This is a genomic window from Williamsia soli (assembly GCF_017377795.1).
Taxonomy (GTDB): Bacteria; Actinomycetota; Actinomycetes; order Mycobacteriales; family Mycobacteriaceae; genus Williamsia; species Williamsia soli.
Window position 1 is genome coordinate 255085 of record NZ_JAFRDR010000001.1, and the last position, 25514, is coordinate 280598.

Genomic DNA, 25514 nt, shown 5'->3' on the forward strand with positions numbered 1-25514 from the left:
CGGACACCGAAGGTGGAATGATGGGTGTCATGCCTGACCCAATGCGCCCGTACGGCGGCGAAAACGGAGCTGACCGGGTGAAACGTCGCCGGGCGGCTCTGGTGGACGCGGCGCTGGACATCATGGGTTCACCTGACGGCGGTGCGATCAGCGTCCGAGGGGTGTGCCGGCAGGCCGGACTCACCGCGCGCTACTTCTACGAGAGTTTCACCGATGTCGACGACCTGGTCGGCACGACGTATGACGTCGTGGTCCTCGATATCGCCGAGTCGGCGCAGGCCGCGGTGGCCGCAGGTGGCAGTTCACCCAAGGACCAGATCCGCTCTGCCGTCGGCGCCATCGTGCGCCGGATCGACTCCGATCGGCGCCGCGGCAGGATCTTGTTCTCGCAGACCCTGCTCAGTGGCCGTCTCGCGTCCAAGCGCATGGATGCGGCAATGATGTTCGCCGCACTGACGGTGCAGACCTCGGGCACCCACTTCGAGGGAGCGGCGGTGCAGGGCGCGGCCCACTTCTACGTAGGTGGTCTCGGGCAGGTTCTCAGCGCTTGGATCGACGGCCGAATCGATTGCAGCGACGATGAACTCATCGATCTGTGTGTGACGATGATGTACGGCGCGGTCGTCGAACTGCTCCCGCAGAATGTCACCGGGGTCGAGTGACGCGGCCGTTCCATCGATCGATGCCGGCCCACAGCAGCAAACCTGCCACGGCCGAACCGACCCCTATGATGCACAACAGGTTCCACCCACCTGCGTCGTAGGCATACCCGGAGGCGACCGACCCCGCCACCGCACCTGCGAAATAGGTGACCATGTAGGCGGTGGTCACACGACTGCGCGCATCCGGCGAGAGTGAGTAGATCGCGGACTGGTTCGACAGCTGCGAGGCCTGCACTCCGAAATCGAAGACGACCAGGCCGACGAGCAGTGCCGCGAGCGGCGTCCCGGGCCAGGCCAGCAACAACCATCCGGCAACGGTGATCACCCACGCGCCCGTGGTCGCCCCCCGTAGATGTCCGCGGTCGGCCAGCTTTCCGAACATCGGTGCGGCGACCGCACCTGCGACACCAGCGAGGGCGAAGGCCCCGATCATCGCCTCGGAATAGGAGAAGCGTTCACCTCTGCTCCCCGAGAGGAGAAAAGCGATCGATGTCCACATCGCGCTGAAGCCGAACATCGTCAGAAAGCCCAGCGCCATCCGTTGCCGCAGCATCGCCTCGGTGGCGATCATCCGTCCGACCGAGGCGAGCAATGCCCCATACGCCTGGGGAGGGCGAGTCCGGTCCGCGGGCACGAGGAGGTAGACGACCACCGCCAGGATCGCCATCAGGGCTGCGCCGACGAACAGCACCGCCCGCCAGCCACCGACTTCCGCGATCGCCCCGCTGACGACCCGTGCCAGCAGGATGCCGAGCAGCAGACCGCTCATCACCACTCCGACCACACGTCCGCGGTCCGAGGGCAGGGCCAACGACGATGACCACGGTACTACGATCTGCGCGGTGGCCGCGGAGACGCCGACCAGCAGCGAGGCGACGAACAGCGCGCCGAACCCCGGGGCGAGCCCGGACAGCAACAGCGACACCGCCGATGCTGCCATCATGCTGGGCGCCAACACTTTTCGGTTCCACAAGTCTCCCAGTGGGACCAACAGCAGAAGGCCTATCGCGTATCCGAATTGCGCAGCGGTCACCACCAGCGCCGCGGTGGACGTGGAGACGGAGAAGTCGGTGCGGATCTCCTCGAGAACGGGTTGTAAGACGTACAGCGACGACACCGAGACGCCGCAGGTGAGAGCGAACAGCAGTACGAGCCGCCTGCTGATGCCGGTTGCGGTGGGCGGAGGAGGCGACCCGTCGGGACCGGGCGGGTCAAAAGGCACGGTTTCAGCCTGCCGGATCTGCGCCGCTCGATCGAATCGGACAACTCGTCAACCGGGGGCGGGTGGTATTGCCCAGTGCGCCCGCGGTGGCACAGTAGGTTTACGGGTATGGATACCGGAGCTCGGCCAGCGCCGCGTGAGTACGGCGAGGGGCTCTGGCGTCAGTATGGGGAAGAAGATCTGCCGGTCCCGCTGGCCGCGGCGCTCTCTGCGTTCGCCGAGCACGGCTATCACGGCACGTCGGTCCGGGACATCGCCGCGCGAGCGGGGTTGAGCGTCCCGGGGCTCTATCACCACTACCCGTCGAAACAGTCGTTGTTGCAGGGGTTGCTAGAGCTGACGATGAGCGACCTGCTCGGACGTTCTCGTGCGGCCCTCGAGCAGGCGGGCAGTTCGCCCGTGGAGCGGTTCGACGCGGTGGTCGAATCGCTGCTGAGGTTTCACATGTACCGCAGGGCGCAGGCGTTCGTCGGGTCGACTGAGATCCGCAGTCTCGAGCCGGTGTTCAGGGTGGAGTACATCGCCACCCGCGACGAGCAGCAGCGCATGGTCGACGCAATCGTGCAGGCGGGCGTCGACTCCGGCGATTTCCGCACCCCGCACCCCGTGGATGCGGGCCGTGCGGTGACAACGATGTGCGTCGGGGTCTCCACCTGGTATCGACCCTCCGGCAGACTGGGTCCGGACGAACTGGTGTCGCGGTACCTGCTCATCGCGCGTCAGATGGTCGGATACTTCTCCACTTCGTCCTAACCCACCGGGTTGACTGCCCGGGGGCGACCGTGACACTCTGTTACCCGAAACCGAACGATCGCTCGGTCGGGATAGCCCGGCTGGGCGACGTACACGAGGAGGTGCCCCATGGCGATTGACCTTTCCTACGATCCAGTTGTCCAGGACGTGATCGACAAGACCAGCGACTTCGTTCGCGGTCACGTTCTGCCGATCGAAGAGAAGTTCGCCGGCGACATCGCCGCGGCGGGCGGTGACGAGCTGCGCCTCGAGCTCCGTGATCGTGCCCGCGACCTGGGAATCCTGGCGCCGCACGCGCCAGTCGAATACGGCGGTCTCGGCTTCAACATGTCCGACCGGGCGCCGGTGTTCGAAGCGGCTGGATACTCCGTGTTCGGTCCGATCGCCCTGCACATCGGTGCTCCCGACGAGGGCAACGTGCACATGCTCGCCCACGTCGCCAGTACGGATCAGAAGGAGAAGTACCTGGCGCCGCTGGCGCGCGGCGACGTGCGCTCCGCGTTCGCTATGACCGAACCGGCACCCGGTGCAGGCTCCGATCCCGCAGCGCTGCGTACTGCGGCCGTCAAGGTCGACGGTGGCTGGAAGATCAACGGCGACAAATGGTTCATCACCGGTGCCGACGGCGCGGGGTTCTTCATCATCATGGCCCGCACCACCGGTGAGCCCGGTGATCGTGGGGGAGCGACGATGTTCCTCGCCCCGGCCGACACCCCGGGCATCACCGTCGGGCGGCACATCAACACCATCGACCGCGCAATGATCGGCGGACACTGCGAGGTCGCGTTCCGCGATGTCTTCGTTCCCGACGAGGACGTCCTCGGCGAGGTCGACGAAGGTTACCGCTACGCACAGGTGCGACTCGGACCCGCCCGCATGACCCACGTGATGCGGTGGATGGGCAGTGCCAACCGAGCGCGCGACATCGCGCTCGACTACGTCGCCAGGCGAGAGGCATTCGGCGGCAGACTCGGTGACCTCGGCATGATCCAGCAGATGGTGGCCGACAACGAGATCGACTTGGCCGCTGCACGATCGCTGCTGGTCAAGGCGTGCTGGGAACTCGACCAGGGTGCGCACGGTGGAGACGAGACCTCGATCGCCAAGACCTTTGCCGCGGAGGCGTTCTCGCGGGTGGTGGATCGATCGATCCAGATGTGCGGCGGTATGGGCGTTTCCGACGACCTGCCGTTGGCGCGGTTGCAGCGCGAACTGCGTCCCTTCCAGATCTACGATGGCCCCTCCGAGGTCCATCGCTGGGCTCTTGCCAAGCGCGCGGTCGGCAAGGCCAGGAAGGCCGCAGCTGCCGGTGGCAAGCCATGAGCGAACTGCCCGGCATGAACACCGAGAAACTTCGTCGGTTCCTCGTCGACCGTGGTGTCGCCGTCACCGGCGAACTGGTCGTGGAGCTGATCAGTGGTGGTCGTTCGAACCTGACCTTCACTGCACACGATGACAACTCGCGATGGGTGGTTCGGCGTCCCCCGACCGGTGGTCTGACCCCGTCGGCACATGACATGAACCGGGAGTGGACGGTCACCAACGCGCTGCAGGGTACCGACGTGCCCGTCGCGGGAACCGTGGCCTTCGACAAGGAGGGCGAGATCCTCGGCGCTCCTTTCACTGTCGTGGAGTTCGTGGACGGACTCGTGGTGCGCAGCGCCGACGAACTGGAGGCGCTGAGCGACGACGACGTCGACCGCAATCTCGACGGACTGGTGCAGGCGCTGGCGGATCTGCACGCGGTCGACTACCAGGCAGTGGGCCTCGGTGAGTTCGGACGGCCGGACGGATTCGTGGCCCGGCAGGTCAAGCTCTGGGCTCGGCAGTGGGAGCACGTGAAGACCCAGGAGCTCGACGATGTGGCCACACTGCATGCGGCATTGAGCGAATCCATCCCGGCGCGGTCGGAGAACTCGATCGTGCACGGCGACTTTCGTGTGGACAACACCATTCTCGCCGCCGATGATCCAGGTGTCGTGAAGGCCGTCGTCGACTGGGAGATGTCGACCCTCGGCGATCCGCTGACCGATGTCGCGCTGATGTGCACGTATCGGGAACCGATCTTCGACGAGATCCTTGGGATGAAGGCAGCGTGGACCAGTGCCCGTTACCCGTCGGGCGCCGACATCGCACAGCGGTACGCCACCGTGTCGGGCCGCGAATTGTCCGACTGGAACTTCTATCTCGCGTTGGCCAACTTCAAACTCGGAGTGATCGGCGAAGGCATCACGCACAGGGCGCGGAGCGGGTCATCGGCGGGCGCCGGTGCAGAGCAGGCCGCAGCGGTGACCGGAGAATTCATGGCGGCCGGACTGCGCGCCATCAAGGGTGAGAACGGCTGAGCGATGGGGGATATGGCAGTGGAGGTCAATGTGGTCGGCGAGCGCAAAGCGGCACTGGTGACGGGCGCGTCCCGGGGTATCGGAGCTGAGGTCGCGACTCGATATGCCGAGGCGGGTTGGGATCTGACGATCAGCGCCCGCAGCCGGGAGCCCCTGGAGCAGCTCGCACAGCGCCTCGGTGAGAAGTTCGGGGTGCGGGTCGCGGTCGCCGTCGCGGACATGGCCGACGCGGAGCAGTTGGAAGCCCTGGCCGCAGCGCATACCGAGGCGTTTGGTCGGCTGGACCTGCTGGTGCTCAATGCCGGCATGGGTCAGAAGGGGCCGATCGCGGAATTGCCTGTGCGCAGATTCGACAAGCTCTATCACGTGAACGTGCGATCGGCGTACGTGCTCCTGCAGGCGTTGTTGCCGACGCTGCGCAGAACCGCTGAGCTGGCAGGTGCGGCGAAAGTCGTTGCCATCGCCTCGATCACCGGCGTCTACCCCGAACCCGAGCTGGCCGCATACGGCGCGACCAAGGCCGCGCTGATTTCGCTGTGCGAGACGTTCAATCTCGAGGAGTCGGACAACGGTGTCTCGGCGACGACGATCTCACCGGGTTACGTGAACACCGATCTGTCCGAGTGGACCAAGGACAAGATTCCGGCGGAGGAGATGATCACCGTCGGCGACGTCGCCACGATGGTCGAAGCGGTGAGCCGGCTCTCCAGATACGCGGTGCTGCCAGGTGTGGTGCTGTCTCGTCCGGGAACCAACCTCGGCCGCGCCTGATCTTTGCGCGACGCGCATCTCGGACCGGTGGACGGGGCCGGGTCAGGTCAGCGGAGGGACTCGGCGGTCGCGACGATGTTCTTCGTCATGGCCGAGAACACGGCCTTGTGGGCGGGCAGATTGGCGAACCAGTACAGCCGCCCGACGATGCCGCGCGGATAGAACACCGTTCGTTGTTCCAGGCGGCTGCCGGTGTCGGTCGCACTCACCCGCAGCTCGAGCCAGGCGGTACCGGGCATGACCATCTCGGAACGCAGACGCAGCAGCTGTCCGGACTCGACGGTCTCGACCCGCCACCAATCGAGCGCGTCGCCGGACTGCAGATGCCGCGGGTCTCGCCGACCCCGTGACGCCCCCGGACCCCCGAGCAGTCCGTCGGCCCAGGACCGGAGCTTCCACGCAGACGAGTATCCGTACCAACCGTTCTTGCCGCCGATGCTCTCGATGACCTTCCAGAGTGTGGCGGGATCCACGGAGGCTTCTGCAGTCGCCGAATCGGTGTAGGTCTCCTCGCCTGCCCACTGCGGATCGGAGGGGATCGGTTCTGACGGTGCGTATCCCGGTGAGGCATTCGACCACGCCGTCTCCACCTCGCCCCGTTCAATGCGGGCGAGTGCCAACTCGACGGACGTACGGTATCCGGTGAGTCCGTCAGGCGGCGGTTTGATGACGGAGTTGATGTCGTTTTCGGACGCGATGGCGTCGTGTTCGAGTGATTCGACCAGTGGCCTGGCCAGCCCGCCCGGAATGGGGGTGACGCTACCCACCCAGAGACTGGCGAGAGTAGGTGTCAGCAAGGGCAATACGAGGATGCGCCGTCTGCTGAGGCCGGCCACCTCGGCGTAGATCTGCATCATGTCGCCGTACTCGAGGACGTCGGGACCGCCGATGTCCCAGGTCCGTGATTCTGGAACCGGAGCCGTTGCGGCCTCGATCAGATAATGCAGCACGTCGCGCACCGAGATGGGCTGGATCTTGTTGTGCACCCATTTGGGGGTGGTCATCACGGGAAGTCGTTCCGTGAGGTGCCGGATCATTTCGAAGGATGCCGACCCGGAACCGATCACGACACCGGCCTGCAGGACGATCGTCTCGATGCCCGACGACATCAGGATCTCGCCGACCTCGGTCCGCGAACTCAGATGCTGGGAGAGCTTCACGTCGGATGGGTGCAGGCCGCTGAGGTAGACGATCCGGGAGACGCCGGCCTTGCGCGCGGCCTTGACTACATTGAGCGCCGAACGTCGTTCCTCGGCGCCGAAGTCCTTGTTGCTGCCCATCGAATGCACCAGGTGGTAGACCACGTCGACGCCTGTGAAGGCGTCTTCCAGGGACGTCAGGTCGCCGAGGTCGCCTTTGATCACCTTCGCGTCGTCGGCCCACGGCGCGCCTGCGAGCTTGTCGGGGGTCCGAGCCAGGACCCGGACGTCGTGACCACGTTCGATCAACCGCGGAGCGAGTCGGCCGCCGATGTATCCGGTGGCGCCGGTGACCAGTGCGCTGGGGGTCGGCGACGTGGGGGACTGCATGAGCGCTCCGATGGTTGAGGGCGTTGATTCGAGGCTACGTACCTGACAAGCCTGTACCCGAGAGCAGCGCTCTGCTAAACCGTGATTCGACGCCTGTTGCGGGCGCTTGGCTCATCTCCGCTTGGCTCATCGCCGCTTGGCTCACCTCCGCTTGCTCATCGCATCGTCATCATCAGACGTCGGCCGTCTTCGTCGTCGACATCGGCGTGCGCATGGTCGTTCACCGACATCACATTGATCCCGGACTTGCCGACGATGAGTTTGGTGATGGAGGCATTGACCATGGTCCGCGAGACGCTGGGCCAGTTCTCGGGGCTGATGCCCCACAGGTGGGCGACGACTGCTCCGATGGTGCCGGCGGACGACGCCGCGATGGCCACCTGCCCGGGGCCGGCGTGCTCGGCGATTTCTGCCAGCGCCTGCAGCATCGAATCCCGGTAGTCGACGTACGAGCCGGGCCCGGTCGTCTGCACGTCAGCGACCCAGTTCAGCAATGAGGCGTCGAGTCTGCGCTGAAAACTGCGCTGCGCCTGCGCCGCCTCCTCCGATGTCCCGGTCGGCGGCACGTCCGTGTGCGCGAGCCTGGTGAGGTCGTACTCGTTCCAGCCGGCGTTGACCACCGGGGCCGGGGCGCTCGACTCGGGAAATTGCCCGACGATCTCCTCGATCGTCTCCAGTTGGCGCGCAAGATTTCCCGACACGGTGAAGTCCACCTTAGGGATTCGCGCAGCCAATTTCTGCCCGACGTTCCGGGCCTGCCGGCGGCCGAGATCGGTGAGACTGCCGTAGCCGTTCTCGTCGGTTCCGGCCTGGCCGTGGCGAACCAGATAGATGACACCCATACCGCCCATCTTGCCGGTAGCCGGACCGCTCGCGTCATCGAGGTTTGTCCCGGCCCCGCATGGTTGCCTCGATGTCGCCTGGTGTTCAGTCCGTCTCGGTACAACTGAGGACAACACACAGACAGTCGGGAGGTGGTTCGCATGGACACACACGAAGGATCGAAGCTGGACGAGATGCTCGACTTCGAGTCGAAGTGGTACCGCCTGGGCGGCGGACCCTCCGAGGAGATCCACGACAGGTTCGGGATGTCTGATCGCACCTTCTTCAAGGAGTTGAACGACCTGATGTCCGACGGTGCCCGGTTCGATGACATCGCACCCGATGAGCTGGCCGGCATGCGCGCGGTGATCCGCAGACGGTTATGGCTCGCGCGCTGACCGGCGAACCCCGGTTTCACGATTAGGCTGACCCTCATGGAGGCAAGGCGGGACTTCCGGTTCGGGGTCAACCTGTTGGGTCGCGGCAGTGCGGGCGAGTTCTTCGAGCAGGTCAGACATGCAGAGCGCTGCGGAGTAGACGTCGTCCTGCTCCCCGATCATCTGGAGCTGGGTGCGCCTTTCCCGATGCTGGCTGCAGCTGCAGCAGCAGCGCCGACCGTCAGGGTCGGCAACTTCGTCCTCAACGCCGGGTTCTACCGTCCGGTGTTGCTGGCGCGCGACATCGCGAGCGTCGATCAGCTCACCGGAGGCCGGTTCGAGATCGGGCTCGGCGCCGGGTACGTGGAGGCGGAGTTCGAGGCCGTGGGCCTGCCCTTCGAGAGCCCTGGGCGACGGGTCGAGCATCTGAAGGACACCGTGCTGCAGCTCAAGGACCTGCTGTCGGATCCCGGTTTCGTGCCGCCGACAATTCAGTCGCCGCCACCGATCATGATCGCGGGAACGGGGAACAAGGTGCTGACCTTGGCCGCACAGCACGCCGACATCGTCGCCCTGGCAGTCCTCGCCGACGACGAGGCGCTCGCCGAACGCGTCGACTTCCTCCGGAAGCAGGCGGGCGACCGGTTTGATGCGCTGGAGATCAACCTGATCATCGCGGACCTTGCGATCGATCGGGAACCGGACCTCGAGATCCTGCGCAGTCACCGGCCCGACGCCTCGGACAGTGAACTGCTGCGGCTGCCCAATGCCCTGCACGGCACCCACGATGAGGTGGTGGCGCGTATCCGGGAGCTCCGTGACACCTTCGGCGTCACCTACCTCACGCCGATCGAGCCGTCGGCCGCCGACCTCGATGCCTATGGCCGGGTGATCGGCGAACTGCGAAGCCGGACCTGAGCGCGGCGTTCGCCAGACCCGGGCAAGGGGCATCACTACGATGGGTCCAGGCCACTACCCGAGACCAGATCGACAACCGACCGGATTGGAAAAAGCCCTGATCACCGACGTGACGGAACCGAACGCCCAGATCGTCCGCCGAGGCCGCACGACCCTCGAGGACGTTCACCAGATGTTGCGGGACGGATCCTGCTCGGTGCTCTCGCTGGACATCTTCGACACCATCTTGTGGCGGCGGGTCCCGCGGCCGACCGATCTGTTCGTGTTGCTCGGTGAGCGGCTCCGTCGCGAGGGTGCGTTACCCGACTGGATCGAACCCCACGCGTTCCGAACGATGCGGATCACCGCCGAGACCGAGTCGAGGGAACGTCGCGGCAAACTCGGTCCTGAGGTGTCGATCTACGACATCTGGCGCGAGATGCCCGCCGAGATCCTGCTCCGCGACGACATCGAGTACTACGTCGAGGCCGAGGTCGCCGAAGAGCGCCGGATCCTCGTTCCGGACTTCGACATCGCCGAGTTGGTGAACACTGCGCACGCTCACTCGGTGCCGATCGTCGTGGTGTCCGACACGTACTTCTTGCAAGAACATCTCGATCGATTCCTGGACCGGCCGCATCTGGAGCCGCTCAAGTCCGCGCGATTCTTTCGTTCCCACGAGCACGGGGTCGACAAGGCGCACGGATTGTGGAAGGTCGTGCTCAAAGGTCTCGGAGTGCGGCCCGGCCAGATCGTCCACATCGGTGACAACAAGCGGCCCGATGTCACCGCGCCCGGCAAGCTGGGCGTGCGCACCGTGCACTTCACGCGGATCACCGACGACTACGAAGCGATTTTGCGTCGCGAGGGCGCGCCGCTGGAGCCCTTCGGGGTGAGCGCGCCGCACCTCGACGCGACCGAGGGTGACTTCGGGATCACGAGTCTGCGAGCGAAGCTGATCGAGAACGCGAACCTCGACGCCGTCGCGCCCGACGTGGCGTGCTCCTGGAGGTACGGCGCGGCTGTTCTCGGCCCGGTACTGACAGGTTTCGCCGACTGGGCGGCCCATCGCGCGGCGGAACGTGGCACGAAGGTGCTGTGGTGTCCGATGCGCGAAGGGGAGATGCTGGCAGACCTCATCAACAACGCTGCCCGCAGCGCAGGCCTGGATGTGGTTGCGAAACCGATCTGGCTGTCCCGGCACCTGACCTCTGTCGCCGCGTTGGGGGTTCTGGACCAGGACAGCATTCACACGTTCATGCGCCGCCGACACGGCATGACCATCGGCGGCTTGCTGGCGATCCTGCAGCTGCGCCCAGGAGACGTCCCGGCCCTGGCCGACCGACTCGGGGTGGTTCTCGACAACGGCATCATCGCCGACGACGTCGCGGCGGCGCTGGTGGAGACGCCGCATCTGCGCAATCGGATCGCGACGACCGCGACCGCGACGCGCGAACGTCTGCTCGCGCACCTGCGTACTGCCGGCGCCCTCGACAGCGACGACCTGACGATCGTGGACCTCGGGTGGGGCGCGACCATCCAGAGCCAGCTCGGGGTCGCCCTCGGCCTTGCCGGGGTGCCGATCAAGCCCGCCGGGTTGTACCTTGCCACGGACAAGCGCAGCACGAAGGTGATGTTGCGGGGTCTGCGGGTCGAGGGCTACCTCGGTTCGGCAGGAGAACCCGTCGGAGTCGTCGGAGCCGTCACCCGGAGCCCGGAGATACTGGAGCAGGGTGTGAGCAGCCTGTGCGGATCGCTGCTCGACTTCACCCCCGAGGGGGATCCGATCCTGGCGCCGATCGCGGGTTCGGCCGAACAGAACCACGCACGGCGAGCGCTGCACCAGGGTGTGCACGCGTTCCAGGACGAATGGCTTCGCTATGCGGGCGACTCCGACCTGTGGCCGGCGTTCAACGGTGGCGAGGTGCCGCTGCTGGGCAACATCGTGGCCTCGTCCATCACCGCCCCGACCCCTGACGAAGCCGCCGTGTTCGGCGCCTGGGAACACGAAGACAATTTCGGCTCCGACCTCGTCAGTCACGTGATCCCGGTCAAGTTGCTACCGGCGGTCCGCTACATGTCGCCCGGCGACCTCGACGACCTCGGGATGCGCGACGCCTTCTGGCCCCAGGTGCTGGCCGCAGCCGACCCGCGCCTCGCTTCGGCCGCCGATGCTGTGCGCACGGGTGCTCTGCCGGCATCGGTGTTCGAACCCGATGAGCCGCAGAGCGAAACGGTCTTGCGCTTCCGGACCGGCGACGGGAAATGGCACGATGGTCCCAAGGTGCCCCTGCGGATCAACCGGAACGGACTGTCGTTCGCGCGCTTGAACTTCGAGGCCTTCGACGCGACGGACGTGTCGCTCGCCATCCCCGGTCGACCCGCGCTGGTACGTCTCGACTGGATCGAGGCGACGGTGACCGCCGGCGGGCACCGGCACCCGACTCCGCTGCGCTGGGAGCAGCCCCAGGACTTCGCAGGACTCGTGTACGCCGAATCAGCCTGGCTCGGCGGTAATCTCGTCGAATTCCATGCACCGCATTCGGCGCTGTGGCTGTCGCTCGTCGATCGTGCCGGCGCACCGGTGAGTTCGGCTCAGATCACCATCGCGTTCGCGGTGCTGCCGCAGTCGTTGTCGGGACTCTCCCACCGGGCGCCCGCGGCACCTAGACTCACGAGACTGACTGCGCGGGCCAAGGCCGAGTATCGGTCGGGGGGCCCACTGGCTCTGGCGGCCGGTGTGGCGCGCATCGTCGGACGGGCCGGTGCCCCGGTGGCTCCTCCGGACGACGATGAGAAGAAAGACAGAGATGAAGACTGAGTTCGGGGATCGGAACGACCCGCATGTGCAAGCGCGCGCCGCTCGGCAGGCGCCGTTGCTCCTGCACTCCCTGACGTTGTTCTCCGAGGTGATCGGACGGATCTTTGCCGCGGCCGGGCCGCGGACCGTGGTCGAGGTCGGGGTCGAGTCGGGTGGCGCGAGTTCGATCTACCTCGACCACGGAGCCGATGCGGTCTACTGCGTCGAGCCGGTTCCGACCGATGAGATGCGCACGACCCTGGGGGACAAACCCGATTTGCATCTGGTCGAAGGGTTCTCGCCGGCTGTTCTGGCCGAGATCCCGCTCGGCGACGTCTATGTCGTCGATGGCGACCACAATTACGTCACCGTGCGCGGCGAGCTCGATTGGATCCTGGCTAACGCCCCCGATGCTGTGGTGATCCTGCACGACCTGCTGTGGCCGTGGGGTCGGCGGGATCTGTACTACAACGCCGCAGGACTCGACCCGGCAGATGTCCATGACCACGGCGCCGAGGGTCCGACCGTCTGGCACGACGACGTCACCGCTGCCGGGTTCGTCGGCCTCGGACAGTTCACCGCCGCGGTGGACGCCGGCGGGGAACGCAACGGGGTGCTGACGGCGATCGAGGACGCCCTCGGGGCCCATCCGGCGGGTGGGCACGAGTTGGCTTTGGTGCCCGCCGTTTTCGGTCTCGGGGTGATCTACCCGACCACCGATGTGGACAAGGCGGAAAGAATTCGCGCGGCGCTCGAACCGTACGACGGATCGCCGTTGCTGGCGGCGATGGAGAACAATCGGATCGCGCTGTATACGAGGGTGCTCGCCATGCAGTACGAGATGGCCGCAGGTGCGATCGATCGCGATGATCTGGCGTATCGGGTGGGACAGCTGAGCGCCGAGCTGCAGCAGCAACGTGACGAGACGGACCGGCTCATCCGATCCCACCAGCATGAACTCGAAGCCCTACGGGCGAACCCGCCGATCTCGATCCGGAACGTGGGTGGCCGGGCAGTGCGTAAGGCCGGCCGCACAGTGCGGGGCCTACGCGGCAGGGTCCGGCGGTAGGTCTCATTCGGTGGTGAACAGGCGCTGCCAGTTCACCGGGCTGGTCAGCGCAGGCAGCGCGGCCCGATAGGCCTCCTGTACGTTTGCGGCGTCCGCGCGGAAGAACTTGCGTACCTTGAGGTTTCGTGCCCCGAGTGTGCGGGCGGCGCCGGTGTCGCGGGTGCGCAGTCGCACGCCGTTGCCGGATGCGTCGGCCACCACCACCTGATCGAACAGGGAAACATGCCACCAGTGGGCATCCGTCGGGGGAATGGCCACACACCCTCGCACCACCCGCCCGGTGAGCTGAGTTGCCGCACGTTTGGCGAGCACCACGTCGAAACGATCCTTGGCGGGTTCGAATCCGGCGGGATGTACGGGCAACTCACGGTAATTCACCCCGGGGACGTCGGCCTCGTGATGCATCACCGTCTCACCGAACGCGGCGCGTTCGCGGCGGATGTCCACCAGCGCCTTCCGGCCACCGTCGGCGAGGACGCCAGGTCCGGCGAGGAAATCCTCGATACCCCGAATCATCGTGTACGCCAACCCATATTGCATCGCCACGATGTACTGCGAGATCTCACGGAACATGCGGGTACTCAACGACTTGACGTCGAGGTCGCTGTGCAGCGCCGCGGTGATCAGTGAATTCCGGATGCTGAAGTACATCGTCCAGTCGTCGTTGTCCTTACGGGAGAAGTCCATGTGCCACACCGCAGCTCCCGGCAAGGTGACGGTCTGGACGCCGGTGGTCTCGGCGGCCCGGATGCCGTATTCGATGTCGTCCCACTGGAAGAACATCGGAAGGGGCAGCCCGAGTGTCGAGATGACCTCCGCCGGTAGCAGGCACGTCCACCACCCGTTGTAGCCGGCGTCGGCCGGCCGGTCCTGGCGCTGGGTCAGCATGTCCGCGTCGTGCAACGCGTTTTTCGCCCACCGGCCGGCCCTGAGCGTGTGCAGGTCCGCGTACTCCGCGCCGACGTGCAGCCGCGTCGGATTCATCAGGTAGAGCATCTGGGCTCCGACGATTGTCGGATGAGGGGTCACACCTGCGAAAGCGGCCAGGCGCAACGGGGTCTCGGGTTCGCAGCGGATGTCGTCATCCATCAGGATGAGATCGAGATCCTCCTCGTGCGCGATGGCCTCGGATATGCCGCGGGTGAAGCCGCCCGCGCCGCCGAGATTGGGCTGCCGGATGTATGTGAGGCGCTCGCCGAGAGCGGCGGACGTCTGATCGAAGCCGGGTTGCTCGCAGACCAGATCGTCGCCCTGATCGACGACGTACACCGCGGTCAGGCGCTCGCGCGTCGATTGATCCGACGCCAGCGCCGTCAGGGTGGCGACACAGTCGGCGGGTCGATTGAAGGTGCAGATCGCCACCGCCGCGGCCCGGACCCGATGCGGAGCCATCGTCGACCACACCCCTTCATCGATGGTGAGGTCACCGTCATCGGCGATGAAACTCACCCATACCGAACCGCCGCCGGAGTACCTGTCGAGGGGCACCGTGCACGTCGCCGCGCCGGCGCCCGCCAACTCCAGCCGCGACACGACGTGGACCTGTCCGTCGCCGTCGCAGCCGTGAACGACCGCATGGGCACGGCCGGCGGTTGCGAAGTCGAATGCCAGGTCGACGCTCGTAACCGTCGTCCACCGCTGGAAGTAGGCGGCGGGCACGCGTCCGAAGTAGGTGTCGGTGTCGACGGTGGCCCCGTGGCGGGCATGCACCGCGGTCCGGGTGCGATCGCCGCCTCCGTCGATGGTGGCGTAGAGGTCGGCGTCGGTGTCCGGCGTCGGTCCGGCGAAGAGCACACGCTGCAACACCAGCGGTGTGTGACCTGGGCAGAGCTGCGCAGCGGTCTCGGCGCGATCGTTCATACCGCCATCCTGCTACAGGTCGACCAGCGCCGACGCCGGGTGGGTGCGGAGTGTCAGCGCTCGAGCCAGTGCGTCGCGCTCAGTGGCCGGGCGGCGGCGACCGCTTCGTGATCGCACGCGAACCCGACCGTCCATCGACCACCCTCGAGTTCGACGGCACCGAGGGTCATCGGGGTCGGCAGCGCGGTGAGGAAATCCCCGAGAGCGGCGGGCGACAGTGTCCACAGCTCACCCCTGATCGAGGTCCCGGCAGCGGTGTCGCGGACCAGCCCCGGTTTCGCGGGTTCGGTGTCGAGTGCGACCAGCCGATAGGCCGCAGCTGTCGCGGCGTTCCCGTTCCACCGGGCGCCGCGGTCGGTCAGCTGGTGCATCAGCGGTTGTCCCCGCAAGTGCGCACCGACGACGAACACCTCGGTGGTCGCGGCCCCCGCGAGCTCGGGCCAGGAGGGTCCTTCGGCAGCCGCCACGGTGCCGATCCGGCCGGCGATGTCGAGTGCGATGGCGTCGTCGTGGTCGCGACAGACCACAGTCACCCCGAATTGGGCCGCGCTGCCGTCGGTATCGTCGACGATCCCGGCCGGGACAGCCACAGCGCAGAGGTCGAAGAGATTGCAGAAGTTGGTGTACGTCCCCATTGCCGCGTTGACGCCGATCGGGTCGGCGGCGACCTGATCGAGGGTCGGGTGCATCGGTGCGGTGGGGACGAGCAGGGCGTCGGCGTCACCGAGCGCGGCCAATGCACGCATTCGGAGTTGCTCCACCCGCCGACGGTCGGCAAGCAATTCGACCGCGCTGAAGCGATCGGCCGCACCGATGATTGCTGCCACGGTCGGGTCGAGAACGGTGGATTCTGTTGCAGCCGAGATGAACTCGCCGACCGCCTCGAACCGTTCGGCGACGAGCGCGCCCTCGTAGAGAAGCTTGGCCGCGGCCAGGAAGTCGGAGATGTCGATCCGCTTGATCCGGACGCCCGCGGATTCAGCCTGCTCGATGGCGGCTTCGAACGCGTCCTGCCACCGCTCGTCCAGGGCGGGTAACTGGGCGGGGACGGCGACCACCGGACTGTCCGGAGCGGCGAACTTCACCGCGGTGCCCCAGTTCTCGGCGCCGGCCATCGATCCCATCGCGCGGTTGGCGAGGTCGAGATCGCGGGCGAGGATGGTGACGCAGTCGTAGCTCGCGCACGCCGGGACCACACCGGCCGTACTGACCACACCCAACGTGGGTTTGATGCCCACGATGCCCTGCAGCCCGGCGGGTACCCGCCCGGACCCGGCGGTGTCGGTGCCGATGGCGATGTCGGCGAACCCCAGTGCGACAGCGACCGCAGAACCCGAACTCGAACCACCGGAGATGCGCTCGGGCCGTCGCGAATCACGCACTGCGCCGTACGGGCTGCGGGTGCCGACGAGCCCGGTTGCGAACTGGTCGAGGTTGGTCTTGCCGATCACCACCGCACCTGCCGAACGCAGGGCTGCCACTGCGGCGGCGTCTCGCTCGGGTACGTAGGCGAAGCCGGGGCAAGCAGCCGTCGTCGGCAGCCCCGCGACGTCGACGTTGTCCTTGACCGCCAGCACCACACCGGCCAGGGCGCCTCCGGCGGCCACCGAGGCCGCGTGCTCCCGCTCGACGTCTGTCCGCTCGCGCAAGGTGATGAACACCTCGGGTCGATCGGCCGCGTCGATGAGGTCGTAGATGTCAGCAATCCGGCTCATGCCACTTTTCCTGTCTTGGTGGCGAACTCGCCACCATCGGACCAACGTTGCCGTTCGATTGCCCTGGCGGCCTCCATCGCGGAGCGATCTGCGGTGATGGCGCCGGCATTGTCGTCGAGGAACCGCTGGTGTTCGGCGAGCGAGAACGTGCCGTCGCTGATCTCCACTGTGCCACGCCCCGCGGCCATGTCGGCTCGTAGGTCGAGGAGTTCATCGGCGCTGACCGGGTACCAGCTGATCTTGTCGAAGAAGCGGAGCAGCCAGGGATGTTCGGGTTCGAACCCGGCGGCCCGAAGTGGATGCCGGTGGTTCCAGACCTGGGTGGTACGTCCGACGAACTGGTAACCGCCCGGACCCTCCATCCCATAGATGCACATGTACGCACCTCCGATGCCGACCGCGTTCTCCGGTGTCCAGGTGCGGGCGGGGTTGTACTTGGTGGTGATCAGTCGATGACGTGGGTCGAGCGGGACGGCCACGGGCGCACCGAGATACACGTCACCGAGACCGAGCACGAGGTATTCGGCGTCGTAGACGATCCGGTGCACGTCGTCAACCGAGTCGAGGCCGTTCATCCGGCGGATGAACTCGATGTTCCAGGGACACCAGGGCGCATCCGAGCGGACGCCGAGCATGTATCGCTCGATCGCCTCGCGGGTGGCCGGATCGTCCCAGGACAGCGGTAGATGCACAGTTCGACTCGGTACGACCAGCTCTGAGGCCGACGGCAGCTGGGCTTCGCATTCGGTCAGCCACGCGAGCAGCGTCGACTGTCGCATCACGGTGGGGTCGACCTTGACCTGCAGGGACCGGATGCCGGGGGTGAGGGTGATCAGGCCGGGCGGGCGTTCGGCGTCGATTCGTTCGGCAAGCGCATGAACCCTGGCGCGCAGCGCCAGATCCAGGCTCATGTCGCCGTACTCGACGAGGATGTTGTCGTCGCCGCTGCGACGGTAGGTCACCTTGGTGGTGCCGTCGGCCGTCGTCGATCCACCCAGGACCCCGTCGTCGAGGTCGGTGCCTGCGGAGATGACGGTGCTGAACCCGGCCCGCCGGTGCGCGCCGAAGCTCGCAACGCTGGCGACCTCGGCCGCGCGGACCGGGACGAACTGCACCGTGTCCCCGGGCTTGAGCTGTCCGAGCTTCCAACGCTCCGCGGTGGTGACGGTCACCGGGCACACGAATCCTCCGAGACTCGGACCGTCCGGCCCGAGCAGGATGGGGGTGTCGCCGGTGAAGTCCAGTGCACCAACCGAATACGCGGTGTCGTGGATGTTCGATGGGTGCAGGCCCGCCTCGCCGCCGTCGTTGCGTGCCCATCGTGGCTGCGGCCCCACGAGTCGAACTCCGGTGCGGTCGGAGTTGAAATGTACCTCGTAGGGGGTGTTGTAGAGATCGTCGATGTCCTCGGGCGTGAAGAATTCGGGGGCGCTGTGCGGCCCGACGGTCACGGCGAGGTGCCAATTGTTGGTCAGTGCGGGCTTCTCGTCGCCGAGGATGCGGCGGGCCACTCCGGCCGGAACTGCCGAAGCGGTCGCAAGGGTGTCACCGTCGGTCAGGGCGCGACCGTCTTTGCCTCCGAACTTACCGAGAGTGAACGTCGATCGGCTCTCGAGATAGAGCTCGGCGTCGACGCCCCCTGCAACGGCGACGTAGACGCGCATCCCGACGACGCCGACCGCGCCGATGTCGAGGATCTCTCCGGCTTTGAGGGTGATCGGAACCCATTGCGGCACAGACTTACCGGAGACGGTCAGTGAGACGGGCGCGCCGGTGACCGCGACGACGGTGTCGGCGTCGAACTGCAGTTGCGGACCCACCAGGGTGCACTCCAGACCGGGTGCACCTTCGGCGTTGCCGACCGCGATGTTCGCCAGCCGGAACGACAGGTCGTCCATCGGCCCTGACGGCGGGACGCCGACGTGCCAGTAACGGATGCGACCGGGCCAATCCTGGATGGTGGTCTGCGGGCCCGCCCGCAGGATCGAGATCATGGACATGGTGATCAGGCCTCGCTCACGCCGGGCCGGGTCACGATGACCCGTACCGCGGTGGGGTCGAAACCGTTGCAGGGGTTGTTGATCTGCGGGCAGTTGGAGATGAGGACCAGCGTGTCCACCTCGGCTCGCAGCGCCAGGCGTTTGCCGGGTGCGGACAGTCCGTCGACGATGCCGAGGGAACCGTCAGCGTCGACGGGCACGTTCATGAAGAAGTTGACGTTTCCGACCATGTCGGCCTTGCCCAGGCCGTGCGGGACGCCGCCGATGAGGAAGTTCTCCACACACGCGTGCTGGTGTTTGGTGTGGTGGCCGTACCGCAGCGTGTTCGACTCCTGTGAGCACGCACCACCGAGAGTGTCGTGGTTGCCCACCTCGTCGGCCACGATCGTCATCAGCGGGGACGAATCCTGATCCCGGATCACCGATCCGGTGGTCAGGAATATGTTGCCCTGGGCGGCGATGGTCGCCTGTGCCGAATAGCGGATCGAGTGATCGCGGCCGCCGAAGAACAGGGTGTCGACGGCCTGGTTGCCGTACAGATCGACGATCGTGAGGACGTCTCCGGCCGCGACGACGCCGGACCACGGGGCACGCTCACCGATCTCGTGGTCTCCGATCACCTCACCGGCCACCAGTGCCAGTTCTACGGCCGAAGCGGTTGTAGCCGTGCTCATCACGCATTCCTCTCGAAGTGTGCTGCGGCCCAGACATCCTCAGAGTTGAGGGCCGCACGCTGATATTCCGGGTCGGTGTCGGGTAGATCGGCGAGCAGGGTCTCGAGATCGCCGGGTGCCCGCCACGCGAGGACCTCCACCGGACCCACATCGAACCCGGGCGAGGGGTCCAGCGGATGCGCGGTGTTGACGATCGCGACCGTGCACGGCAGATGGAGCAACAGGTCCACGTGCTTGTCCAACCCCGCCGAACCCTTCGAGGTCAGGGACCCGTCGGACTCGACCACGACGCCGTGGAAGAACGACAGCGACGGAGCGACATCGGTGGCGCGCAGGCCGTGTTTCGCGGCGGCGAGCAGGAACAGCTCCCGGCCGGCAGGTGTCTGCGAGTAGACCTCACCAGCACCGTATTTCGCGGTGTTGCCGGCCAGCGTGCTGGTGCCGCAGAGCGCGTCGTGATGGCCGGAGTCATCGTCGACGATGGTGGCCAGGACCCGACCTTGATCGCTGAGCAGGGGATGGCCGGCGCCGAGGTATGCCTGCCAGGGAACCTTCACGGTGTCGGCGACATTGAGCCGTTCCCACGGTGCGTCCGCGCGCCAGAGCAGCACGTTGGCGCAGCCGGTCCCGGCGATATCGCGAAGCCGGAGCCTGGTGCCGCGGGCGAGCACCTTGCTCGTGTAACGCCCACCGGGCACCGTCTCGGCCCACGTCATGTCCTGCGCGACAACACCGTCGGGCACGTGCGGCCAGGCCGACGCCGGTACGACGGGCATTGTGTCGGTGATGGTGGCGGCTTGGGCTCGAGCGTGCTCACGGGCTCCTGCGGTGGTTCCGGTGGACGTCATCGTCATGTCCGGGTTGTCCTTTCGAAATCGGGGGTGGCTATTTGTCGTCTGCTGCCGGCGTGAACACCTTCACGGGCATCGGGTGCTTCTTGCCGTGCGGGAAGCAAGCGATGCCGACGAGGATCGACGCCACGATGCAGATCGGGCCTGCCCACTTGAGGATGGGCATCTCGCCGGCGGGGTCGAAGATCTCCGCGCGTGGCCAGGCCAGGTTGACCACCATCAGCAGTCCGTACACAACCGCCAGGATGTTGAGCGGGATCCCGAAGCGGCCCAGAGTGAACAGCTTCTTGCCTTCGGCGTCCACAGCGCTGGTGGTGTTGCCGGGCCACCCCTTGAGCCGGCGCCAGAGCATCGGGCCGGTGACCGAGAGGTACGCGAGATAGATCAGGATGATGCAGACACTGGCGAGGGTCGCGAAGATCGCCGAGTTGCCGATGTTGACGACGAGGACGGCGATGCACAGCACACCGATCAGCACCGACGGTGCGATGGGGGTTCCGGTCCGCGCGTTCACGTGGCTCAGGAGTTTCGACGCCGGCAGCCGGTTGTCGCGGGCCATCGAGAACATCAGTCGTGAGCACGCGGTCTGAATCGCCAGGGTGCAGATGAAGATGGCGACGACCACGTCGCACAGCAGCACCTTGCCCCAGAAGGAACCGAGAACCGAGTCGAGGACGTAGGGCAGGCCCCCGACGGCCAGTTCCTCACCCAGGCTGGGTGCGGCCATGAGCGCGCCGAGCAGCATCAATCCGCCACCGATTGCCGAAACGGTCAGTGCCAGGCGGATCGTGCGCGGTGCGACCCGACGAGGGTTCTTCGTCTCCTCTGCGAGTTCACCCGCCGATCCGAAGCCGACCATCACGTAGGCCGCCATCAGCCCGGAGACGATGAAGGCCCAGACGTAACCGGGCTGCTGACCGGGCAAGCCGGTGTCGAACACGACGTCGGGTCCGCGCTCGGCGTGGGTGAACAGCGCCAGGATCACCGCGGTGACACCGACGATCTCGCAGGTGACGCCGATGTTGTTGATCCGGCTCATCCAGTTGACGCCGATGCAGTTGATGAAGGTGGTGACGACCAGCAGGATCGATCCGAGCAGGACTGCGTTGGCGGCACCACTGGTGCTGGTCAACGCCGCGTCGTCGCCGATGATCTGGAAGCCCTCCCAGATCGAGGGCATGACCACCTGAAGTGCGATCGCGGCTGCGGACGCGGTGACGATCTGGGCGAGCATCATGAACCAGCCACCGAACCAGCCGATGACCTCACCGCCCATGCGCCGCGACCACTGGTAGATCGCACCGGAGATCGGATAGCGCGCGGCGATCTCGGCGAAACAGAGGGCGACCAGGAACTGGCCGACGTAGACGATCGGCCAGGTCCAGAAGAACGCCGGACCGCCGAACGAAAAGCCGAGACCGAAGAGCTGGAAGATCGTGGTCAGGATGGAGACGAACGAGAAACCCGCCGCAAACGACGCGAAGGTTCCCAACGAGCGGTGGAGCTGCTGGGTGTAGCCGAACACGGAGAGATCGTCGGCGTCCGGAGTTGGTCCGGCGCCGCTGCTCACTGGTGCGGTGGGGGGTTGCGCGGTTGCGGTCATGGGAGGTCTTCCTGCTAAGGGGCCCATGAGCCCTGGTATCTGTCAGGTGATAGATAACCGCGTAGCCATTTCTGTCGAGTGACAGGTTTGTTTCCGGCGCGGAAACGCGTGAAACAAATATGTTTCCGAGAACGCACTCGGTGCAGGTCAGGGGCTCAATGACCGGCGCGGACGCCATCAACAGGGCGTCGATGACAGTAAGGTCAGTACCTGTGACTCATGTTGCGGCAGGCCCAGGACGCCCTCGATTGGTGGAGCAACGACGTCGTGGTGCCACTGCTCGCGAGGAGATCAGGGACGCCGCTGCGGAGCTGTTCACCACACGTGGCTACGCGGGTACGTCCACCAGGATGATCGCCGAGGCCGTGGGGATCCGGCAGGCGTCGCTCTATCACCACTTCAAGACGAAAGACGACATCCTCGAGTCCCTGCTCAAGGACACCGTCGTGCTGCCGCTCGAGAAGGCGCGCGAGGTTGCGGCAGCCGACGGTCCGACGCTTGCCAGGCTGCAGGAGTTGGCGGGCTTCGACGCCGGGCAGCTCGCCGCGGCGCGCTGGAATCTCGGCGCGCTCTATCTACTCCCCGAACTGCGCACGGAGCGATTCGCCGAGTTCCGTCAGGCGCGCACCGACCTGGCCCGCATCTATGCGCAGCTGGCCGGCGAGGTCCTCGGTGATCAGTCGGACCCGCGCAGGCACGTTCCGTTCCGGCTCGTGGAATCGGTGATCAGCATGCGCTCCGACGAGATGGTGGGCGCACTCGGCGCCGATTCTCTCGGCGACCTCGTCGGGGTACTCGTCGAGAGCATCGCGCTCGTCCTCACCCGGAGGTGACGAACTGAGTTTGTGACAAGCAGGCGAGTCAGGCCTTCCACTCGGCGGTGCGTTCCCCGGTGGCCTCGGCCAGAGCTTCCCTGAGCTTCGCTGCGGTGAAATCCTTGCCGTACGAGGGAGTTCCGGGCTGCTGGCGCCACGACTCGGCGATGGTGCCAGCGTCCACGGGGTCGAATCCGAGCTCGTCGACAAGGGCCGAGACGATCTTCTTTCCGTCCTCGTCGTCGCCCGCGATGGGCAGGGCGATGCGGCCCTCGGTGCCGGCCTCGGTGCCCTTCTCAAGCAGGTGCTTCCAGTAGATCCCGTTGAAGACCTTGTAGACGGGTGCGTCGAGAAGCTCTGATACCCAGGCGCTTTCGGGAGTCCCGTCCTCGATGGCGGCAATCTTGCCGTCGCGCTGTTGCGGGTAGTAATTGTTGGTCTCGATCACCGGTGCACCGGGCTTGCGGGCCGACAGGATCCCCTTGGCCAGGTCCGGGGTGTTCTTCTGCGGAATGCTGACGATGACCAGGTCGGCATCCTCTGCGGCCTCTTTCGCCCAGACGGCCTGAGCGCCGGTTTCGGTGGCCAGGTCCGCGAGCGTCTGGGGATCGCGCGAATTGGCCACGCGCACTTCATGGCCCAATTGGGTCAGTCGACGCGTCAGTGTCCCGCCGATGAATCCTGCTCCGATGATTCCGATCTTCACTCTGGTGACCCCTTACGTCGTGGAAAACACTCTGTTTCGGCCAACTCGTGCGGCGGGGAGTTCATTCCCCGACCTCGGATGATCGAGGTCAGGGCAGCTCTTCGGGGCGGGCGTCGTGGACCAGCAAAGCGATCTGGACCCGGTTGTTGTACCCGAGCTTGTCGAGGATGTGGGAGATGTGGCTCTTGACCGTTGCCACCGAGACGAACAGTTCCTCGGCGATGGCAGAGTTGGAGCTGCCTTGGGCGACGGCAACCGCCACGCGCTGCTCACCCGGGGTGAGCTGATCGAACTGGGTGGCCGCCTTCGACTTCCGTTCACCGGGCTCGGTGAAGCGGACGATGAGTTTGCGGGTGATGGCCGGAGACAGGATCGGCTCGCCCGCCACGACCTTGCGCAACGCCGCGATGAGGTCGGCAGGCGGAGTGTCCTTGAGCAGAAAACCGCTCGCCCCGGCCTGCAGCGAGCGCAACACCAGATCGTCCGTGTCGAACGTGGTGAGCATGACCACATGCGGGGGATCGGGCAGGGCGCGAAGCATGTGCGTGGCGACGAGGCCGTTGACCTTGGGCATCCTGATGTCCATGAGGACCAGGTTGGCCCCGGTCTCGGCGACCTTCTCACGCACCGCCGAGCCATCGGACGCCTCACCCACGATGTCGATGTCAGGCTGGCCGGTCAGCATCGTGCGCAGCCCCGCGCGCACGAGCCACTCGTCGTCGACCAGTAGCAATCGGATATCTGCGGTCACCTCGGACACTCGGTCTCCCAGGGCAGTCGCGCCGTCAACACGAAGTTTCGCTCCTTCACACCATGTTCCATCTCGCCGCCGGCGAGGGTGACACGCTCTTGCAACCCGACCAGTCCCGAGCCGGTGCCCGGTATGGAGTTGTTCATGGCTGCGACAGGGTTGAGTGGCTGCCGGATGCAGATGGTCAGTCCTTGTCCCGGGGCGCCGCTGATGACCACGGTGATGGTCACCTCGCCCGCGTGCTTGCGCGCGTTGGTCAACCCCTCTTGCACGATTCGGTATGCAGCGCGACTGATGACGCCGGGCACCTCGTCGAGGTCGTCGACTTCGATGGTGGCCCTGATCGGGCTGCCCGCGAGCTCTGTCTCGGCGAACAAGTCGTCGACGAATGCCAGTGTTCGCGTCGGGGAGGCGAGGTCGTCGGTCTCCTCCCGCAGCATGCCGATGACATCGCGCAGGTCGACGAGCATCTGGTGCACACCTGCCCGGATCACCCCGGCGGCCCGGCGCACCTCGTCCTGAGAGGCGTCCTCGCGGAACTCGAGAGCACCGGCGTGCACCGACAACAGACTCATGCGATGGGCCAGCACATCGTGCATCTCGCGGGCCAGCCGTTCCCGTTCGGTGGCCCTGGCGGCAGCGATCCGCTCGCGCTGCTCCGATTCCACGTTGCGCGCCAGTTCGGCGAGCGAGATCAGCAACTGGCGGCGATTGCGAACCATCGTTCCCCAGCCGACGGCCACCGCCGTGATGAGGATCGAGTACAGCAGCACCGCGTACCAGATGTCGGTCTGGGCGTCGGGGTAGAGGAAATAGATCGACATCGACGCGCAGATGCCGAGCGCACCGACCGATATGGAGTAACGAAGGGGCTTGTGCACGGCCAGGGAGAACAAGGAAAGAAGTGCGGCACCACCGATGAATGACGCGACGCCGGAGAGGAGGGTCAGGATCAGGGCGATCGCCAGCGGCCAGCGACGCCGCCAGATCAGGGCTCCGCAGCCCAGGACCCCCACGACGATGTCGGTTGCCAGCAGGGGACCCCAGTTGCCGAAACGCTCCCAGACGCCGACGGTGCCGATCGCCAGGGACAGGACGATCATCAGGACGTCGATGGTGACGTCGCGGTTCGTGCGCCTGCCGGTCAGTGGGTGGGGGTCGGCCTCGAGGGTCTCCCGCACGGCGCCGGGCATCCAGGCGCGACGCGCGGACAGAGTCTCCCAGCCCGACGGCGGGCTCGGCACACCTGCGGAACTCATACCCCGATGGTCCGTGACAAGAGGGCGTCGGGC

22 protein-coding genes are annotated in these 25514 nt (G+C 66.3%); 10 read left to right on the forward strand and 12 right to left on the reverse strand.

What is annotated here, in order from left to right:
• Positions 1-29 precede the first annotated feature (29 nt).
• Positions 30-662, forward strand: a complete 633-nt coding sequence (locus J3S28_RS01230; RefSeq protein WP_084839629.1) for a TetR/AcrR family transcriptional regulator — start codon at positions 30-32, stop codon at positions 660-662.
• On the opposite strand, the gene J3S28_RS01235 is transcribed toward J3S28_RS01230, so the two are convergent.
• Positions 646-1884 (reverse strand): MFS transporter, encoded by a 1239-nt coding sequence (locus J3S28_RS01235; protein ID WP_207836167.1) that lies wholly within the window; start codon positions 1882-1884, stop codon positions 646-648. The genes J3S28_RS01230 and J3S28_RS01235 overlap by 17 nt on opposite strands.
• Positions 1885-1992: 108 nt before the next feature.
• Between J3S28_RS01235 and J3S28_RS01240 the strand changes: the two genes are divergently transcribed.
• From J3S28_RS01240 to J3S28_RS01255, 4 genes are all read left to right on the forward strand, one after another.
• The gene (locus tag J3S28_RS01240) at positions 1993-2637 is read left to right on the forward strand and encodes a TetR/AcrR family transcriptional regulator (protein ID WP_207836170.1); all 645 of its coding nucleotides are present in this window, start codon (positions 1993-1995) and stop codon (positions 2635-2637) included.
• 108 nt (positions 2638-2745) lie between these two features.
• Entirely contained in the window at positions 2746-3960 is a 1215-nt protein-coding gene (locus tag J3S28_RS01245) for an acyl-CoA dehydrogenase family protein (protein ID WP_207836172.1), read from the forward strand.
• Positions 3957-4982 carry a phosphotransferase family protein gene (locus J3S28_RS01250; protein WP_207836175.1) on the forward strand — a complete coding sequence of 342 codons (1026 nt, stop codon included), beginning with the start codon at positions 3957-3959 and terminating at the stop codon, positions 4980-4982. Before J3S28_RS01245 ends, J3S28_RS01250 begins: the two co-directional genes overlap by 4 nt.
• A gap of 3 nt (positions 4983-4985) precedes the next feature.
• Complete coding sequence (locus tag J3S28_RS01255; protein WP_237340909.1) at positions 4986-5753, forward strand: SDR family NAD(P)-dependent oxidoreductase; 768 nt, start codon at positions 4986-4988, stop codon at positions 5751-5753.
• A gap of 47 nt (positions 5754-5800) precedes the next feature.
• Here the strand turns inward: J3S28_RS01255 and J3S28_RS01260 are convergent, their stop codons facing one another.
• Positions 5801-7282, reverse strand: a complete 1482-nt coding sequence (locus tag J3S28_RS01260) for an SDR family oxidoreductase (protein WP_207836178.1) — start codon at positions 7280-7282, stop codon at positions 5801-5803.
• Between the two features lie 155 nt (positions 7283-7437).
• Entirely contained in the window at positions 7438-8124 is a 687-nt protein-coding gene (locus tag J3S28_RS01265; protein ID WP_207836182.1) for a histidine phosphatase family protein, read from the reverse strand.
• Between the two features lie 141 nt (positions 8125-8265).
• Between J3S28_RS01265 and J3S28_RS01270 the strand changes: the two genes are divergently transcribed.
• From J3S28_RS01270 to J3S28_RS01285, 4 genes are all read left to right on the forward strand, one after another.
• On the forward strand, positions 8266-8502 hold the full coding sequence (locus J3S28_RS01270) for a DUF3263 domain-containing protein (RefSeq protein ID WP_237340910.1): 237 nt from the start codon (positions 8266-8268) through the stop codon (positions 8500-8502).
• Positions 8503-8538: 36 nt separating this feature from the next.
• Positions 8539-9399: a TIGR03621 family F420-dependent LLM class oxidoreductase gene (locus tag J3S28_RS01275; protein ID WP_207836184.1), complete on the forward strand. Its 861-nt coding sequence runs from the start codon at positions 8539-8541 to the stop codon at positions 9397-9399.
• A gap of 109 nt (positions 9400-9508) precedes the next feature.
• The gene (locus J3S28_RS01280) at positions 9509-12199 is read left to right on the forward strand and encodes an HAD family hydrolase (RefSeq protein ID WP_307796734.1); all 2691 of its coding nucleotides are present in this window, start codon (positions 9509-9511) and stop codon (positions 12197-12199) included.
• Positions 12189-13247 (forward strand): class I SAM-dependent methyltransferase, encoded by a 1059-nt coding sequence (locus tag J3S28_RS01285; RefSeq protein WP_207836186.1) that lies wholly within the window; start codon positions 12189-12191, stop codon positions 13245-13247. The genes J3S28_RS01280 and J3S28_RS01285 overlap by 11 nt, the downstream gene beginning before the upstream one ends.
• Positions 13248-13250: 3 nt before the next feature.
• Here the strand turns inward: J3S28_RS01285 and J3S28_RS01290 are convergent, their stop codons facing one another.
• From J3S28_RS01290 to J3S28_RS01315, 6 genes are read right to left on the reverse strand one after another with little or no spacing between them, the layout of a single operon-like run.
• Positions 13251-15107, reverse strand: coding sequence for a glycosyltransferase (locus J3S28_RS01290; protein ID WP_207836197.1), 1857 nt, complete (start codon positions 15105-15107; stop codon positions 13251-13253).
• 53 nt (positions 15108-15160) lie between these two features.
• Positions 15161-16822: an allophanate hydrolase gene (atzF, locus tag J3S28_RS01295; protein WP_207836205.1), complete on the reverse strand. Its 1662-nt coding sequence runs from the start codon at positions 16820-16822 to the stop codon at positions 15161-15163.
• Positions 16819-18822, reverse strand: a complete 2004-nt coding sequence (locus J3S28_RS01300) for a 5-oxoprolinase/urea amidolyase family protein (protein ID WP_207836208.1) — start codon at positions 18820-18822, stop codon at positions 16819-16821. Before J3S28_RS01300 ends, atzF begins: the two co-directional genes overlap by 4 nt.
• A gap of 5 nt (positions 18823-18827) precedes the next feature.
• Positions 18828-19496 (reverse strand): urea amidolyase associated protein UAAP2, encoded by a 669-nt coding sequence (locus J3S28_RS01305; RefSeq protein ID WP_207836210.1) that lies wholly within the window; start codon positions 19494-19496, stop codon positions 18828-18830.
• Positions 19496-20350 (reverse strand): urea amidolyase associated protein UAAP1, encoded by an 855-nt coding sequence (locus tag J3S28_RS01310; protein ID WP_207836213.1) that lies wholly within the window; start codon positions 20348-20350, stop codon positions 19496-19498. The genes J3S28_RS01305 and J3S28_RS01310 overlap by 1 nt, the downstream gene beginning before the upstream one ends.
• 31 nt (positions 20351-20381) lie before the next feature.
• Positions 20382-21950 carry an amino acid permease gene (locus J3S28_RS01315; RefSeq protein ID WP_207836216.1) on the reverse strand — a complete coding sequence of 523 codons (1569 nt, stop codon included), beginning with the start codon at positions 21948-21950 and terminating at the stop codon, positions 20382-20384.
• Positions 21951-22141: 191 nt separating this feature from the next.
• Here J3S28_RS01315 and J3S28_RS01320 point away from each other — a divergent pair, with 191 nt between their 5' ends.
• On the forward strand, positions 22142-22783 hold the full coding sequence (locus J3S28_RS01320) for a TetR/AcrR family transcriptional regulator (RefSeq protein ID WP_207836219.1): 642 nt from the start codon (positions 22142-22144) through the stop codon (positions 22781-22783).
• A 28-nt stretch (positions 22784-22811) separates the two neighbouring features.
• On the opposite strand, the gene J3S28_RS01325 is transcribed toward J3S28_RS01320, so the two are convergent.
• From J3S28_RS01325 to J3S28_RS01335, 3 genes are all read right to left on the reverse strand, one after another.
• A complete protein-coding gene (locus J3S28_RS01325) occupies positions 22812-23471 on the reverse strand; it encodes an NADPH-dependent F420 reductase (RefSeq protein ID WP_207836221.1) in 660 nt (219 codons plus the stop codon).
• An 88-nt stretch (positions 23472-23559) separates the two neighbouring features.
• On the reverse strand, positions 23560-24231 hold the full coding sequence (locus tag J3S28_RS01330; protein ID WP_307796735.1) for a response regulator: 672 nt from the start codon (positions 24229-24231) through the stop codon (positions 23560-23562).
• Positions 24219-25481: a sensor histidine kinase gene (locus tag J3S28_RS01335; protein WP_207836223.1), complete on the reverse strand. Its 1263-nt coding sequence runs from the start codon at positions 25479-25481 to the stop codon at positions 24219-24221. Before J3S28_RS01335 ends, J3S28_RS01330 begins: the two co-directional genes overlap by 13 nt.
• Positions 25482-25514 lie beyond the last annotated feature (33 nt).

Bases quoted from the DNA above. Each gene is read 5' to 3' on its own strand.
- J3S28_RS01315 (WP_207836216.1), bottom strand. From the start codon at position 21,950: ATGACCGCAACCGCGCAACCCCCCACCGCACCAGTGAGCAGCGGCGCC.
- J3S28_RS01250 (WP_207836175.1), top strand. From the start codon at position 3,957: ATGAGCGAACTGCCCGGCATGAACACCGAGAAACTTCGTCGGTTCCTC.
- J3S28_RS01270 (WP_237340910.1), top strand. From the start codon at position 8,266: ATGGACACACACGAAGGATCGAAGCTGGACGAGATGCTCGACTTCGAG.
- J3S28_RS01240 (WP_207836170.1), top strand. From the start codon at position 1,993: ATGGATACCGGAGCTCGGCCAGCGCCGCGTGAGTACGGCGAGGGGCTC.
- J3S28_RS01320 (WP_207836219.1), top strand. From the start codon at position 22,142: ATGACAGTAAGGTCAGTACCTGTGACTCATGTTGCGGCAGGCCCAGGA.
- J3S28_RS01255 (WP_237340909.1), top strand. From the start codon at position 4,986: ATGGGGGATATGGCAGTGGAGGTCAATGTGGTCGGCGAGCGCAAAGCG.
- J3S28_RS01310 (WP_207836213.1), bottom strand. From the start codon at position 20,350: ATGACGATGACGTCCACCGGAACCACCGCAGGAGCCCGTGAGCACGCT.
- J3S28_RS01260 (WP_207836178.1), bottom strand. From the start codon at position 7,282: ATGCAGTCCCCCACGTCGCCGACCCCCAGCGCACTGGTCACCGGCGCC.
- J3S28_RS01230 (WP_084839629.1), top strand. From the start codon at position 30: ATGCCTGACCCAATGCGCCCGTACGGCGGCGAAAACGGAGCTGACCGG.
- J3S28_RS01300 (WP_207836208.1), bottom strand. From the start codon at position 18,822: ATGTCCATGATCTCGATCCTGCGGGCGGGCCCGCAGACCACCATCCAG.
- J3S28_RS01275 (WP_207836184.1), top strand. From the start codon at position 8,539: ATGGAGGCAAGGCGGGACTTCCGGTTCGGGGTCAACCTGTTGGGTCGC.
- atzF (WP_207836205.1), bottom strand. From the start codon at position 16,822: ATGAGCCGGATTGCTGACATCTACGACCTCATCGACGCGGCCGATCGA.
- J3S28_RS01335 (WP_207836223.1), bottom strand. From the start codon at position 25,481: ATGAGTTCCGCAGGTGTGCCGAGCCCGCCGTCGGGCTGGGAGACTCTG.
- J3S28_RS01245 (WP_207836172.1), top strand. From the start codon at position 2,746: ATGGCGATTGACCTTTCCTACGATCCAGTTGTCCAGGACGTGATCGAC.
- J3S28_RS01285 (WP_207836186.1), top strand. From the start codon at position 12,189: ATGAAGACTGAGTTCGGGGATCGGAACGACCCGCATGTGCAAGCGCGC.
- J3S28_RS01265 (WP_207836182.1), bottom strand. From the start codon at position 8,124: ATGGGTGTCATCTATCTGGTTCGCCACGGCCAGGCCGGAACCGACGAG.
- J3S28_RS01290 (WP_207836197.1), bottom strand. From the start codon at position 15,107: ATGAACGATCGCGCCGAGACCGCTGCGCAGCTCTGCCCAGGTCACACA.
- J3S28_RS01305 (WP_207836210.1), bottom strand. From the start codon at position 19,496: ATGAGCACGGCTACAACCGCTTCGGCCGTAGAACTGGCACTGGTGGCC.